11 protein-coding genes and 1 pseudogene are annotated in these 14,084 nt (G+C 67.9%); 5 read left to right on the top strand and 7 right to left on the bottom strand.

The features are described from left to right. Window positions 1–47: 47 nt before the first annotated feature. A complete protein-coding gene (locus G3545_RS07710) occupies window positions 48–1,007 on the bottom strand; it encodes a transposase (RefSeq protein WP_170010893.1) in 960 nt (319 codons plus the stop codon). A 401-nt stretch (window positions 1,008–1,408) separates the two neighbouring features. Between G3545_RS07710 and G3545_RS07705 the strand changes: the two are divergent. Further along, window positions 1,409–2,358: pseudogene (locus tag G3545_RS07705) on the top strand (IS110 family transposase). A gap of 46 nt (window positions 2,359–2,404) precedes the next feature. Here G3545_RS07705 and G3545_RS07700 read toward each other — a convergent pair. Then, on the bottom strand, window positions 2,405–3,277 hold the full coding sequence (locus G3545_RS07700) for a LysR family transcriptional regulator (protein WP_170011373.1): 873 nt from the start codon (window positions 3,275–3,277) through the stop codon (window positions 2,405–2,407). A gap of 236 nt (window positions 3,278–3,513) precedes the next feature. On the opposite strand from G3545_RS07700, the gene G3545_RS07695 reads away from it, so the two are divergent. Together G3545_RS07695 and G3545_RS07690 are read left to right on the top strand one after the other, a co-directional pair. Continuing rightward, window positions 3,514–4,545 carry a DMT family transporter gene (locus G3545_RS07695; RefSeq protein WP_170011371.1) on the top strand — a complete coding sequence of 344 codons (1,032 nt, stop codon included), beginning with the start codon at window positions 3,514–3,516 and terminating at the stop codon, window positions 4,543–4,545. A gap of 60 nt (window positions 4,546–4,605) precedes the next feature. Next, window positions 4,606–4,944, top strand: a complete 339-nt coding sequence (locus tag G3545_RS07690) for a rhodanese-like domain-containing protein (protein ID WP_170011370.1) — start codon at window positions 4,606–4,608, stop codon at window positions 4,942–4,944. Window positions 4,945–5,085: 141 nt separating this feature from the next. Here G3545_RS07690 and G3545_RS07685 read toward each other — a convergent pair whose 3' ends face one another. Both G3545_RS07685 and G3545_RS07680 read right to left on the bottom strand, forming a co-directional pair. Beyond that, the gene (locus G3545_RS07685; RefSeq protein WP_170011369.1) at window positions 5,086–6,465 is read right to left on the bottom strand and encodes an aspartate aminotransferase family protein; all 1,380 of its coding nucleotides are present in this window, start codon (window positions 6,463–6,465) and stop codon (window positions 5,086–5,088) included. 108 nt (window positions 6,466–6,573) lie between these two features. After that, a complete protein-coding gene (locus tag G3545_RS07680; RefSeq protein WP_170011368.1) occupies window positions 6,574–7,956 on the bottom strand; it encodes an aspartate aminotransferase family protein in 1,383 nt (460 codons plus the stop codon). Between the two features lie 330 nt (window positions 7,957–8,286). Between G3545_RS07680 and G3545_RS07675 the strand changes: the two genes are divergently transcribed. Both G3545_RS07675 and G3545_RS07670 read left to right on the top strand, forming a co-directional pair. Beyond that, the gene (locus G3545_RS07675; RefSeq protein WP_170011367.1) at window positions 8,287–9,705 is read left to right on the top strand and encodes a glutamine synthetase family protein; all 1,419 of its coding nucleotides are present in this window, start codon (window positions 8,287–8,289) and stop codon (window positions 9,703–9,705) included. A gap of 106 nt (window positions 9,706–9,811) precedes the next feature. Further along, window positions 9,812–10,936 (top strand): polyamine ABC transporter substrate-binding protein, encoded by a 1,125-nt coding sequence (locus G3545_RS07670; protein WP_170011366.1) that lies wholly within the window; start codon window positions 9,812–9,814, stop codon window positions 10,934–10,936. Window positions 10,937–11,134: 198 nt separating this feature from the next. Here G3545_RS07670 and G3545_RS07665 read toward each other — a convergent pair whose 3' ends face one another. From G3545_RS07665 to G3545_RS07655, 3 genes are all read right to left on the bottom strand, one after another. Next, complete coding sequence (locus tag G3545_RS07665; RefSeq protein WP_170011365.1) at window positions 11,135–12,064, bottom strand: lipid A biosynthesis lauroyl acyltransferase; 930 nt, start codon at window positions 12,062–12,064, stop codon at window positions 11,135–11,137. 154 nt (window positions 12,065–12,218) lie between these two features. After that, window positions 12,219–13,241 carry a zinc-binding dehydrogenase gene (locus tag G3545_RS07660; RefSeq protein WP_170011364.1) on the bottom strand — a complete coding sequence of 341 codons (1,023 nt, stop codon included), beginning with the start codon at window positions 13,239–13,241 and terminating at the stop codon, window positions 12,219–12,221. An 87-nt stretch (window positions 13,242–13,328) separates the two neighbouring features. Then, on the bottom strand, window positions 13,329–14,081 hold the full coding sequence (locus tag G3545_RS07655; protein ID WP_170011362.1) for an SDR family NAD(P)-dependent oxidoreductase: 753 nt from the start codon (window positions 14,079–14,081) through the stop codon (window positions 13,329–13,331). Window positions 14,082–14,084: the final 3 nt, after the last annotated feature.

Here is a 14,084-nt window from a genome sequence, read left to right as displayed (position 1 = left end):
GCGGCACCTCAGGATGAGGTTCATCTTTTAAGTGCAACGTCATCAAGTCAGTTTGGCTGAGGGATTTGAGCGTCTCGCAGGGTAGCGTTGGCGATGACGACGAGCTTTCGCGCGACAGCGGCGATGGCGAGGCGCTTTGGTTTTCCAGCGGCGGTGAGGCGCTGGTAGACGGCGCTCAAGGCTGGGTGGGCGCGTGCAGCGGAGAGCGCCGCCATGAAGAGCACGGGGCGCAGGGCTGCGCGGCCGCCGGTCATTCTTCGGTATTTTCGGGCGGATCCGGAATCTCTGGGATGGGGAGCGAGGCCGGCGAGGCTGGCGGCCTGTTTGGGGCCGAGCCGGCCGAGTTCGGGCAGCAGGGCGATGAGGGTGCGGGCGGCGACCGGGCCGATGCCCGGGATGGCGCGCAGGATCTGCTCGTGGCGCGCCAGGTCGGGGTCGGCGTCGAGTTGCTCGGCCATGAGGCGGTCGATCTCGGCGATCTGGCTGGTGAGGAAGTGGATCTGCCGATCCAGCAATTGATGGAGCGGCTCGGCGCCTGGAGCGCCGCGCCGGTTCTTGGCCTGGGTGCGCTGGGCCAGCAGATCCTGACGATGGCGCAGCCGTGCGGCGAAGGCTTCGCGTTCGCGGCTGGGCACTTGCCAGGGCGTCAGGGTGGCGGCGCGTTCGCGGCCGTACCGGCTCAACCAGGCGGCGTCGATCCGGTCGGTCTTGGCGCGTCCGCCATGGGAGGCGATGAAGGCCTTCGCCTGGGCGGCGTCCACGCGGGCGGCCGGCAAGCCCACCGCGGCCGCCGTCTCGAGCAGCGCGCGCTCGTAGCCGCCAGTGGTCTCGCAAATCAGCCAGTCATAGCCGGCGTAGGGCGCCAGCGCCGCGCCCAGGCTCTCGGGGGTGTTGGCCGCGCTCCAGCTGCGGCCGGTTTGGTCGTCATGGAAGACGATGCTGCCCTTGGCGACATCGGCGCCCAGGATGCGCAGGCCGGCATTGGCCGGCGGGATGGGTTGAGGCATGATCTCGCTCGGCTTCGGATTGTCTGCGGGCGCGCTCGCGCGGCCCAGTCAAGTCAACAAGCACACGAAGCCGGCCCGCCGCCGGACCTTGATGACGACGGGCGTATCGCCCGATCCCAGAACGGCCGCAGCGGCGGGCGCAGATCCGGGGCTGGCCGGCCCCGGATCTGCTTCCGGCCAACACCACAATGCATCATCTCCAACAGACAATCCTTGTATGTGGGCGCTGAGGTAGATTAGCCGTGCTTGGGCCGTGTTTGGCCCGGGTACGGCGGGGGACCGTGTCGTCCTTGGGCGCGTCGCGGGACGCGGCCCGTACCTCAGCCTGCTCCTCCGCCGTTCGGTCTTCGCTCGAACGGTTGCATGGGCCTGTGAGCCCGCATGGCAAGGAGGAGCCGATCATGACCGACCCTGATTCCGGCGCCGTGGTCGGCGTCGACGTCGCCAAGCGGCATCTCGACGTCGCCTGGCACGGGCGCGCCGGGGTGCGCCGCTTCGCCAACACGCCCGCGGGCCTCGCCGAGCTGGTCGCCGCGCTGCGGCCGGTGCCGCGGCTGGTGGTGGTGGAGGCGACCGGCGGCTACGAGCTGGCGCTGGTGCGCGCGCTGCAGCGCGGCGGTGTCGCGGTCGCCGTGGTCAATCGCGCCAGGTGCGCGATCTGGCGCGGGCCCGCGGCCAGCTCGCCAAGACCGATGCGCTCGATGCCGGCGCCGTCGCGCTGTTTGGCGCGCTGATGGCGCCGCGGCCACTGCCCGATCCGGTGGCCGAGCGCGAGACGCTCGCCGCCCTGGTCGCCCGCCGCCGCCAGCTCGTCGACATGATGATCGCCGAGAAGAACCGCCTCGAGCACGCCCAGGGCACCATCCGGCACTGGATCGAGCAGAGCCTCGCCGCTCTCAAGACCCAGCTCGCCGGTGTCGACGCCGCCATCGCCCTGGCGCTGGAGGCCGATGCCGAACTCGCCCACCGCCGCGACATCCTCACCAGCGTGCCCGGCGTCGGCGAGCTCACCGCCGCCGTCATTCTCGCCGAACTGCCGGAACTCGGCCGCATCGGCGCCCGTCAGGCCGCCGCCCTCGTCGGCGTCGCCCCCATCAACCGTGATTCCGGAACCTGGCGCGGCGAGCGCCACATCGGCGGCGGACGCCCCAGCGTGCGCTGCGCCATCTACATGGCCACGCTCTCCGCCGTCCGCCACGAACCTTCCCTCAAGGCCTTCCACCACCGCCTGCGCCAGGCCGGCAAGAAGCCCAAGGTCGCCCTCGTCGCCGCCATGCGAAAGCTGGTCGGCCTCCTCAACACCCTACTCGCCAGAGACACACCCTGGCAGCCTCAACAACACGGTTGCTGAGGTGCCGGCCATCGGCCGGCCTCGAAGGATGTTCAAGCAGGACGACCTACGCCGCCTCAACCGCCAGCGGGCCGGCGGAGAGCGCGGTGCGGAACGTGTCCGCCAGCCGTCGCGCCGCGGCGGAAGCGCCCGGCGCCAGCACCAGCCCGACCTCCATCTCCGGCAGCGGCGGCAGGCCGTCGGCCGGGCCGAGGCGGCGCCATTCGGCCGGCGCGGCGCATTCCGGCAGTGCGGTGATGCACAGCCCGGTCTCCACCGCGGAATAGATGCCGCCATTCGACGAGGAGGTGCAGGCAACGCGCCAGGCGCGCCCGGCGGCGTCGAGCGCGGCGGCGATGTGCGGGCGGGCGCGGCAGCCGGTCGGGAACAGCGCCAGCGGCAGCGGGTCGTTGCGCTCCGGCCGGTGGCCGCGGGCGGCGAGCCAGAGCAGCTTCTCGCGCTTCAGGAGTTCGCCGGTCGGGCGTGTCAGGTCGCGGGTGATGAGCGCCACATCGACATGGCCGCGCTCCACCTCCGGCTCAAGCACCTTGGAGAGGTCGCAGCGGATCGAGATCTCGACCCGCGGATACGCCGCCGCGAAGCGGGCGATGGTAGGGGTGAAATAGGCGTCGACATAATCGTCCGGCATGCCGAGCCGCACGCTGCCTTCCGGCGTGCCGCCCTTGAGATCGGCCAGCGCCTCGCTCTCGAAGGCGAGCAGGCGCCGCGCATGAGCCACCAGCCGCTCGCCTGTTTCGGTCAGCGAAATGCCGCGCCGCGAGCGCTCCAGCAGGCGCACGCCAAGGCTCTCCTCGAGCTGGGCGATGCGCGCCGAGACCGCCGACTGGGTGCGCCCGACCCGCTCCGCCGCCGCGGTGAAGCCGCCGCAATCGACGATGGCGATCAGCATGCCGAGCGATTCCGTATCGAGGTGGCGCATCGTCGTCTCCCTCAAGGTTCGGCCGGCCTCACATAAAAACTGCCACCGGCAGACATACGAATGTCATATCATCTTTAGTGATGCATCGACAAAATAAATTTGCTTTTACGATTTGAGCGCAAGGTATAGACCGCAGTTCGGACGATGCCGTGTCTGCGTCGCCGGCGCTTCGCCGGCTTCCGATCCCGTGCCGGTTGCGTTCCCGCTTATCTTCGTGCGCTTTCAAGAGTTCCGCAATGTCACCCCCGCCTCCCGCCTCCGTCGCGCTGTCGTCGCCGCTCGACGACGCCGCTCTCGCGTCGATCTCCATCCCGGCGATCGAGGAGGCGCGGCTGCGCCGGCAGGCCTTCATCGCCGTGCTGGTGGCGGCCGGCTGCATCGGTTTCTCGCCGATCTTCGTGCGCCTCGCCGATACCGGCCCGGCGGCGATCGGCTTCTGGCGCATGCTGTTCGCGGTCGGCCCGACCGCTTTGTGGGCCTATGCGGAATGGCGTGCCATGAAGGCCCGCCACGTCGCGACGGTCGGCGCCGGCGTGCGGCTGCGCCCGTTCAGCGGCCGGCAGTTCGCCTTCGGCACCTTGGCCGGCTTGTTCTTCGCCGCCGACCTCGTTTTCTTCCATGCAGCGCTGGCCAATACCAGCACCGCCAACAGCGTGCTGCTCGGCAACATGGCGCCGGTGTTCGTGCTGCTGTTCGCCTGGGCCTGCCTTGGCGAGCGCCCGACGCTCGGCCTGTTCATCGCATTGGTGCTGGCCATGGCCGGTTCGGCCATCATCGTGCTCGACAGCACCAGTGCTGCCGCGGGCATCAACAGCCTGCTCGGCGACCTGCTCGCCACCGGCGCGGCGGCCTGCTACGCCGCCTATATGATCGTGGTGCGCGTCATGCGCCGCGGCGGCCACACCCATGGTGGTGTGGTGCGCGTTCCCGGCCTCGGCGGCGGCATGGTGGCGCTGATCTCCACTGCGGCCGGCGCGGTGTTCTGCCTCGCCTACGCAGTCGGTGCCGGCGAGCAGATCGTCCCGGCGAGCCTCCAGGGTTTCCTCGCCGTGGTCGGCCTCGGCATCGTTGCCCATGCCTTCGGCCAGGGCCTCGCCACCTTCGCGCTCGGCCGGCTCACCGCCGGCACCATCTCCATCGTGCTGCTGCTGCAGATCGTTATCGGCATCTCGATGGCGGCGCTGCTGTTCGGCGAGGTGCCCTCGCTCACCGTGCTGTTCGGCGGCGGTCTCATCGTCGCCGGCATACTGGCGGTGCGCCCGCGCTGACACCCCTTGCGGTCACGCTCGCGCGGGTCTACCTCCGGGCGAGCAGCAGGGAGCACGACGATGGAACAGAACCCGTTTGGCGGCGTGATCGAGCATCTCTCGGTCGAGGAGGTCAAGGCGGGTCTGGAGGACGGCTCCATCCTGCTGGTCGACGTGCGCGAGCCCAATGAGCTTGCCGTCGAACGCATTCCCGGCGCGGTAGAGTTCCCGCTCTCGACCTTCGACGCTGCCGCCTTGCCTGATCCCGGCGAGAAGACCCTGGTGTTCTCCTGCCGCTCCGGCCAGCGCTCGCAAAAGGCTGCTGCCGCCGCGCAGGCCGCCGGCCACGACCTGCACCGCCACATGGCGGGCGGGCTGCTGGCCTGGAAGGCGGCCGGGTTCGAGACCGAGCAGGGGTGAGATTTCCAACGGTGTCGTCATCCCGGCCGAAGGCGAAGCCGTAGAGCCGGGATCGCGTGAAGTCCCGTGCAACACCTTCTTACGATCCCGGCTCGGCCTTCGGCCGTCCGGGATGACGGCGGATTGGAGGGGAGGAAGGCCTCACCCCACCAGCCGCCCGGTCACCTCGCGCATCGCGCTGATGAGATGGTCGACCTGTTCCTCGCTGGTGGCGGGGGAGGCGAGCATCATGTCGTGGAATGGCGAGATCAGCACGCCGCGCACCAGCAGCGCGAGATGGATCGCGGTCTCCACCGTCGGGTAATGCGCGCGGCGTGCCTCGGCGCCGTTGCTGAGCGGGTTCGGCGCGCGCACGATCTCCACCCGCGCGCCGCAGCGCGCCACGTGCCAGGGCAGGCCGGCCGTGTCGAGGATCGCCGCCAGTCCCGCCTCCATGCGGTCGGCGAGCTTCTCCATGTGCGCATAGGCGGCCTCCGTTGCCACCTGCTCCAGCGTCGCGCGCAATGCCGCGAGCTGGAACGGGCTGCCGGAAAGCGTGGTGCCGATGCCGGAATGGCCGGGCGGCAGGTTGGAGCGGGCGATCTTGAAGCGCGCCGCGGTCTCCTCGCTCATGCCCCACACCGCGGCCGGGATGCCACCGGCGATCGCCTTGCCGACGACGAACAGGTCCGGGGAGAGGCCGTAGCGCCGGCTGTAGCCGCCCGGCCCGGTGGAGAGCGTGTGGGTCTCGTCGATCAGCAGCAGCGTGCCGTGGCGCCGGGTGATCTCGCGCAGCCCCTCATGGAAGCCCGGCTGCGGCAGCACCATGGCGCAATTGGTCATGGCCGGCTCGGCGATGACGCAGGCCACCGTATGGTCGGCGAGCGCGGCTTCCAGCTGGTCGAGGTCGTTGAACGGCACGGCGCGGGTCAGCGCCGAGAGGTCGCGCGGCTCGCCGACCAGGCTCGGCCGGTTGACGGTGCGCCCTGACGGGCCGATCTCGACGAACACCTCGTCCACCGCGCCGTGATAGGCGCCGTCGAACACCAGTATCCGTGGCCGCCCGGTAGCGGCACGGGCAGCGCGGATGGCAAAGCGGTTGGCGTCGCTCGCGGTGGAGGCGATCTGCCATTGCGGCAGGCGGAAGCGCCTGGCCAGCAGGTCGCCCACCGCGGCCGCATCCGGGCTCGGCAGCATGGTGGCGAGGCCGCGATTGGCTTGGCGCGAAATGGCTTCCGCCACCGGCGCCGGTCCATGGCCGAACAGCGCCGCGGTGTCGCCGAGGCAGAAGTCGTCATAGGAATGGCCGTCGACATCGCGAAGACGCGCGTCCACCGCCTGCTCGATGATGAGGGGCACCGGGGTAGACCAGTCGGTCATCCAGTGCATCGGCACGCCCTCGAACAGATGGGCGGCGGCGCCGGCGGCGGCGCGGGTCTTCGGTCGTGTACCGAGATAGAGGGCCTCGGCTTCGGAACGCAACGCCGCGACACGTGCGTGGGTTACACCCGCACCGTCCGGCGCTCGGCTTAGTGCATCCATGTCACTGCCAATTGCAGGCCAGTCGAAGTCCCCCAGCGGCATCAAAGCACGAAAAGCGGTATCATGTCAGGGCTGCGTTGGTTTGACGCAACCGCGCGATCCATCCATTCACGCCACCCAACCTTGCCGCTTGAGCGTGCCGTAGGTGTCGTCGAGCGTCTTGCGGGCACGGGCGACCAACTCGTCGATCTCGCCATGCGAGATGGTGAGCGGCGGGGCGATGATCAACCGGTCGCGCACCGCGCGCATCACCAGCCCGTTCTGGAACGAGAAGTCGCGCGCCAGCGTGCCGACCTTGCCGACATCCGGGAATTTGGTGCGGCCGATTTTGTCCGGCGTCAGCTCCAGTGCGCCGACCATGCCGATCATCGGCGCCTCGCCGACCAGCGGGTGCTCGGCAAGCGCGCGCCAGCGGGCGGCGAGGTACGGCCCGACATCGTCCGCCACCCGCTCGACGATCTTCTCATTGATCATGATGTCGAGATTGGCGATGGCCGCGGCGCAGGCCGCCGGATGGCCGGAATAGGTGTAGCCGTGGTTGAAGTCGCCGCCCTCCAGCAGCGTCTCGGCCACACGGTCCGCCACCATTACCGCACCGAGCGGCATGTAGCCGGAGGTGATGCCCTTGGCCATCACCAGTATGTCCGGGTGGGTGTCGAAGGTCTCGCAGCCAAACCATTTGCCGGTGCGCCCGAAGCCGCAGATCACCTCGTCGGAGATGAACAGGATGTCGCGCTCGCGGCAGATGCGGGCGATCTCCGGCCAATAGGTCGGGGGCGGCACGATGACGCCGCCGGCACCCTGCACCGGCTCGGCGATGAAGGCGGCGATGCGGTCCTCGCCGAGCGCGTCGATGGTGGATTCCAGCGCGCGAGCGGTGCGCAGGCCAAACTCGTCCGGCGTCTCGCCCTGGCGCGCCTCGCCCCACCAGTAGGGCTGGGCGATGTGCACGATGTCGGGGATCGGAAGGCCGCCCTGCGCGTGCATCGGCGCCATGCCGCCAAGGCTCGCCGCGCCCACGGTGGAGCCGTGATAGGCGTTGCGGCGGGAGATGATGATCTTCTTGGTCGGCTGCTGCTTGATGTCGAAATAGCGCCGCACCATGCGGATCACGGTGTCGTTGGATTCCGACCCCGAACCGGTGAAGAACACCTTGTTGAACTGCGGCGGCGTCAGTTCGGCCAGTTTGGCGGCGAGCTCGATGGCCGGCTTGTGCGTGGTCTTGAAGAAGGTGTTGTAATAGGGCAGCTCCATCATCTGGGCGCGGACCGCCTCGACGATCTCGGTGCGGCCATAGCCGACATTCACGCACCACAGGCCGGACATGCCGTCGAGGATGCGGCTGCCATAGGAATCCTCCAGCCACACCCCCTCGGCCCTCACGATCACCCGCGCGCCTTCGGCGTTGAGCGATTTCATGTCGCTGAACGGGTGGAGATGGTGCGCGGCATCGAGCGCGCGCAGCTCGGACGTGGAGGTGGGGAGGGGCATGGTGATCCTGTTGATCAAGTGTCTGAGCGATTCAATTCCGGCACCCCGAACGACCTCATCCTGAGGTGCTCGGGCAACGCCCGAGCCTCGAAGGATGCCCGTCCCCGATGGCCGTCTTCTGCTTCAACATCCTTCGAGGCCCGGCTCTGCCGGGCACCTCAGGATGAGGTTGTCTGTTTGAAGTAGGCCAAATCCCGTGGAGAATGTGATCACATTTTGCGTGCGTCAAGCCAAGCCGCGTGGCATGAACATGGCATGACAGAATGGCGTGGCGCTTGACGCTGGCGCCGGCGGGGCCACAATCGGACCGCGAGACAACCAGGGTCTATCATGCCATTGCCGCACGCCGTGTCGCAGGACGCGGCCGAAAGTCCCAAGCCCACCACGGGCGCCAGTACCAGCTCCGCCCCCACTGACGAGCTCGGCCAGTACCTTGCGCAGAATCCGGCGCCGGAGATCGTCGAGGTCCTGCTGCCCGACACCCACGGCGTGCTGCGCGGCAAATGGATTCCGGGCGGGGCGGCGGCCAAGATCTGGAAAGACGGCGTCGCGATTCCGAGCTCGATCTTCGGCCTCGACATCTGGGGCCGCGAGGTCATGGAGACCGGCATCCATATCGAGACCGGCGACAAGGACGGGCTGTGCTGGCCGGTGCCGGGCACGCTGAAGTCCGTGCCGTGGGCGCTGCGCCCCTCCGCGCAGGTGCTGCTCTCCATGAGCGAGCCGGACGGCACGCCCTGGGTGCTCGATCCGCGCCACCGCCTCGCCGAGCAGATCGCCCGGCTCAAAGCGCTCGGCTACACGCCCTGCGTCGCCTTCGAGCTGGAATTCTACCTGATGAAGCAGGCGCCGGGTCCGGACGGCGTCCCGGAGCCGGTGTTCGCCACCAAGGGCAGCGGCCCGGCTCGGCAGAACATGTATTCCATGTCCGACCTCGACGCCTATGCCGGCCTGCTGCACGAGGTGCGCGAGGCGGCGCGCATCCAGGGCCTGCCGGCCGACACCGTGATCTCGGAAGCCGCACCGGGCCAGTATGAGGTGAACCTCTATCACCGCGCCGACCCGATGGCGGCAGCGGACGACGCGATCCTGCTGCGCCGCCTGATCGACGGCGTCGCCCGCAAGCACGGCCTGCGCGCCAGCTTCATGGCCAAGCCCTTCCTGGAGTTCGCCGGCTCCGGCATGCATGTCCATGTCAGCCTTTTGAACCGTGCCGGCGCCAATGCCTTCGGTGCGCCGGGGACAGGCGACGTGCTGCTGGGCGAGGCCGCAGCTGGCCTGCTCGCCACCATGGCCGACACCGCACTGTTCTACGTGCCGAGCTACAATGGCTTCCGCCGGCTGGTGCCGGGCAGCTACGCGCCGACCGGGATCTCCTGGGGCTACGACAACCGCTCGGTCGCGGTGCGGGTGCCGAACGGCCCGCCCAAGGCTCGGCGGCTGGAGCACCGCATCGCCGGCGCCGATGCCCATCCGCATCTCGTGCTCGCGGCGATTCTCGCCGGGATGCTGGAGGGCATCGAAAAGCATCTGGTGCCGCCGGCGCCACTCACCGGCAATGCCTATGAGGCTTCCGCGCCACGCCTGACCTATTCCATGCGAAAGGCGACGGCGAATTTTGCGAAATCGGACTTTGTCGAGCGTGCTTTTGGCGCGGAGTTCCGTCGCGTCTATGCGGTAATGAAAGAGGCGGAAGTCGCTGCGTTCGAGCAGCGGATCAATCCGCTCGAGTATGAGACGTATTTGTGACCATGCTTAAGGCTTGAGCAGACAGGCTGGTCCGACTAGCCTGACTCTCGGAACAGAAGCGGGGGCGGACGTTCCTATGAGATGCAACCTTCCCAAGGAGAACAGGATGGCTCGGCTCCTAACGACATTGGCGGCCAGTGTCCTCGCCGTGGGTACCCTCGCCGGCATGGCGAGCGTACCCGCTACGGCGCAGGACAAGGTCGTGAATGTCTATAACTGGTCCGACTACATCGACGAGTCGGTGCTGGAAGACTTCACCAAGGAAACCGGCATCAAGGTCCGCTACGACGTCTTCGACAGCAACGAAGTGCTGGAGACCAAGCTGCTCGGCGGCAAGACCGGTTATGACGTCGTGGTGCCCACCGGCTCGTTCCTGCAGCGCCAGATCCAGGCCGGCGTGTTCCTGCCGCTCGACAAGTCGAAGCTGCCGAACCTGCAATATCAGTGGCCGATGATCTCCGAGCGCCTCGGCGTCTACGATCCCGACAACAAGTTCGCCGTGAACTATATGTGGGGCACCACCGGCATCGGCATGAACATCGACAAGGTGAAGGAACGCCTTGGCGAGATCCCGCTCAACACCTGGGACATCATCTTCAAGCCGGAACTGCTCTCCAAGCTGAAGGATTGCGGCGTCTACATGCTGGACGGCCCGGAGGAGATCATCCCCACCGCGTTCCGCTATCTCGGCATCGACCCGAACTCGAAGAACCCTGACGACGTCGAGAAGGCGCTGGCGCTGCTGATGCCGATCCGCCCCTTCATCAAGAAGTTCGATAGCTCCGGCTACATCAATGCCCTGGCCCGCGGCGACATCTGCATCGCCACCGGCTGGTCCGGCGACGTGTTCCAGGCCAAGACCCGCGCCGAGGAAGCCGCCGCCAAGACCAAGAAGAAGCCGGTCAACATCGAGTACGTCCTTCCCAAGGAAGGCGCGCTGATGTGGTTCGACAATTTCGCGATCCCGAAGGATGCGAAGAATGTCGATAACGCCCTGGCCTTCATCAACTACATGATGAAGCCGGAAGTGGCGGCGAAGAACTCGAACTTCATCTCCTACGCCAACGGCAATCTGGAATCGCAGAAGTACATCGACAAGGCGATCCTGGATAATCCGGCGATCTACCCGAATGCCGAGGTGCAGGGCAAGCTGTTCACCGTTACCACCAACCCGCAGGACCTGCAGCGCGTAGTGACCCGCGCCTGGAACAAGTTCAAGCGCGGCAAGTGAGTCTTAGGGACTGACGTGAAGACGGCGCCTTCCGCAAGGAGGGCGCCGTTTTTGTTTGGGGTGCTTTGCGTGAGCATCCTTCGAGGCTCGCTGCGCTCGCACCTCAGGATGAGGTTGCATTTTTCAGTAACGACCTCATCCTGAGGTGCCGGCCGCAGGCCGGCCTCGAAGGATGCTGAAGCAGAGCGGCCCCAATCCTCACCCCGCCTTCTTCCTCTTCCCCCCGCGCCAGCGGCGGTAGAACCAGGTCCACTGCTCCGGATGCTCGCGAATCCAGCCCTCGACGATCGAGGTGATGGCCTGCATCGATGCGTCGACGTCGATCTTGCCGGTGGCATCGCGCGGCAACTCGACCGGGGGCGTGCAGGTGATGCGGAAGCGCCCGCCCGGCAGCCGGATCACCCGAACCCCATGCACCGGGCATTCGTAGAGCCGGGCGAGGCGGGCGATGGTGGGATTGGTGGTCGCGGGCCGGCCGAAGAACTGCACGATCGGCCCGCCGCGCCGCGCCTGATCGACCAATATGCCGAGATGCTTGCCCTGGTCGAGCACGCTTGCCAATTCGAACACCGCGACATGCGAGGCGGCGACGAGGTTGCCCATCACTTGGGAGCGGGCGCTGAACAGCATCTCGGCGAAGAAGTCATTGTCCGGCGCGCGGAACAGCACGGCGCTGTCGAGCCCCTGCGCGGCGGCGGCGATCGCCGGCAATTCCCAATTGCCGAGATGCGCGGTGAACACCAGCGCCGGCTTGCCGTCGACCCGCATGGCGACGAAATTCGAGACGCCGGTGGTCTCGATCCGGCTCTTTGCCGGCTCCCACATATTGTACTGCCAGATGCGGTCGAGATGGACGAACTCGCCGGCGACGCGGCCAAGATTGTCCCACATGCCGCGGGCGATGGCGGCGCGCTCTTCGGCGCTCTTCTCCGGGAAGGACCGAGCGAGATTTTCGAGCGCGGTCTTGTGGATCGGCGTCCATGGCCCGATGGCCCGCGCCCAGAAACTGCCGACCCACGCGGCGAAGCGCGGCCCCGGCGCGCGCAGCGCCCGCACCAGCACCCACACGATGGCCGAGAGCGCAAGGTTGCGCAGGCGTGTCGGCCAGGGCAGGGCAGGGGCGGTCACCGGGTGTCCTCTGGAATTGACCGGCCCTCATCCTGAGGTGCTCGGGCGAAGCCCGAGCCTCGAAGGATCCTTACGCAGATGGCCGTCTTCTGCTTCAGCATCCTTCGAGGCTCGCTTCGCTCGCACCTCAGGATGAGGTTGTTGACTGGAGGGCTCAGAACCGGATGACCACCTTGCCGAACACGCGGCGGGTTTCCAGCCGTTCCAGCCCGGCGCCGAAATCCTCCAGTGCATGTTCGGAATCGATCACCGGCATCACGCCGCGCGCCATGCGCTTCAGCCCGTCCGTGATCGCCCGGATCGGCGCGCCGAACGAGCCGATGATGCGGTACTGCCGCTGGAACAGCTGCATCAGGTTCATGTTCACCGAGACGCCCGAGGTCGAGCCGCAGGTGACGAGCCGGGCGCCCGGCTTCATCGACAGCAGCGAGCCGTTCCAGGTCTCGGCGCCGACATGCTCGAACACCACGTCGACGCCCTTCTTCTTGGTGATCTTGCGCACCTCGTGCTCGAAGCGGTCGGTGCGGTAATTGATGGCGTGGTCGGCCCCTAACGCCAGCGCCTTGGCGCACTTCTCGTCATCGCCCGCGGTGGTGAGCACGGTGCAGCCGATCTCCTTGGCCATGCGGATCGCCACCGTGCCGATGCCGGAGCCGGCCGCATGCACCAGCACGGTCTCGCCCGGCTCGAGCTTCGCATTGTCGAACAGCATGTGCTCGACGGTGGAGAAGGTGACGGGCGCACAGGCCGCATCGGTCCAGGAGATGCCGTCCGGGATCTCGACGCAGAGCCGGTCCTTGATGTTGAGGAGGTCGCGGGCGAAGCCGTCGACATGGAAGCCCATGACGCCGGCCACCTCCTCGCAGAGATTGTCGCGCCCGGCGCGGCAGTTGCGGCACTGGCCGCAGGTCAGCGCGCCATACATCGCGACCTTGGAGCCGGGCTTGAAGCGGGTGACGCCTTCACCGGTCGCCACCACCTCGCCGACCGCCTCGGCGCCCACCACCAGCGGCATCTTGCGCTTGGCGAAGGCCATGCCGCGCCAGCCCCAGACGTCGATATGGTTGAGCGCCAGGGCCTTGATGCGCACCTGCACCTCGCCGGCCGCGGGCGCCTCGGGCTCCGGCAGCTCGGTAAGCGTCAGATTGCGGTCGGAGATGAGTTGCAGCGCGCGCATGGAAGGCTCCGGCGGAAAGGGGTGTCCCTCATGGCCGGACGATACGGAACGAGGGCGTGGGAAAACGTGACCGGCTGGATACCGAAATCAGCGCTGAATGGCTAGTGCGGCGGTGAGACCGCCATCCACCGGTATGGTCGCCCCCGTCACATAGGCGGCGCCGGGGGAGAGCAGGAAGCCGACCACGGCGCCGACATCCTCCGGCCTGGCGAAGCGTGCCGCCGGTATCTGCTTCTCGACATTCGCCCGGTAAGCCGCATAGGGCTCCAGCATGGCGGTGTCGACGAAGCCCGGCGCCACCACGTTCACCGTGATGCCGCGCCGCGCGCTCTCGATGGCGAGCGTGCGGCAATAGCCGGCGAGCGCCGCCTTGGAGCCGGCATAGATGCTGTTGCCGGCATTGGCCACATCCGCCGCGATCGAGCCGATGGCGACGATGCGGCCGGCGCGGGCTCGCGTCATCGGCCGGATCAGCGCACCGGCCAGCTTCACGAACGACCAGTAATTGACCTGCATGAGCTCTTCGGCCCGGGTCTGGTCGACCATGGCGGCGAGCGTGTCGTAGCTCATGCCGGCATTATGGACGAGGCCGTAATAGGCCGGCTCTTCCGCAACCTGCGCGGCCAGCGCATCGACCGCCGCCTTGTCGGCAAGGTCGAGCGCGCGGACCTCGAGCGCGGCATCCGGCTTCTCGGCCCGGATCCCGGCGATCAGCGCTTCGGCCTCGGAGGTCGCGGTGCGCACGGTGAAGACGACATCGAACCCGGCAAGTGCCAAGGCGCGCACGATCGCCGCACCGACGCCGCGCCCGCCGCCGGTGACAAGGACGCGCTGGGTCATGGA

The organism is Starkeya sp. ORNL1 (genome assembly GCF_012971745.1).
Lineage (GTDB): Bacteria > Pseudomonadota > Alphaproteobacteria > Rhizobiales > Xanthobacteraceae > Ancylobacter.
The sequence above is the reverse complement of the archived record's forward strand: the minus strand, read 5'-3'. Positions and strand labels throughout refer to the sequence as shown.

Coding starts and splice junctions, on each gene's coding strand:
- G3545_RS07710 (WP_170010893.1), bottom strand. CDS start 1,007: ATGCCTCAACCCATCCCGCCGGCCAATGCCGGCCTGCGCATCCTGGGC.
- G3545_RS07700 (WP_170011373.1), bottom strand. CDS start 3,277: ATGCGCCACCTCGATACGGAATCGCTCGGCATGCTGATCGCCATCGTC.
- G3545_RS07695 (WP_170011371.1), top strand. CDS start 3,514: ATGTCACCCCCGCCTCCCGCCTCCGTCGCGCTGTCGTCGCCGCTCGAC.
- G3545_RS07690 (WP_170011370.1), top strand. CDS start 4,606: ATGGAACAGAACCCGTTTGGCGGCGTGATCGAGCATCTCTCGGTCGAG.
- G3545_RS07685 (WP_170011369.1), bottom strand. CDS start 6,465: ATGGATGCACTAAGCCGAGCGCCGGACGGTGCGGGTGTAACCCACGCA.
- G3545_RS07680 (WP_170011368.1), bottom strand. CDS start 7,956: ATGCCCCTCCCCACCTCCACGTCCGAGCTGCGCGCGCTCGATGCCGCG.
- G3545_RS07675 (WP_170011367.1), top strand. CDS start 8,287: ATGCCATTGCCGCACGCCGTGTCGCAGGACGCGGCCGAAAGTCCCAAG.
- G3545_RS07670 (WP_170011366.1), top strand. CDS start 9,812: ATGGCTCGGCTCCTAACGACATTGGCGGCCAGTGTCCTCGCCGTGGGT.
- G3545_RS07660 (WP_170011364.1), bottom strand. CDS start 13,241: ATGCGCGCGCTGCAACTCATCTCCGACCGCAATCTGACGCTTACCGAG.
- G3545_RS07655 (WP_170011362.1), bottom strand. CDS start 14,081: ATGACCCAGCGCGTCCTTGTCACCGGCGGCGGGCGCGGCGTCGGTGCG.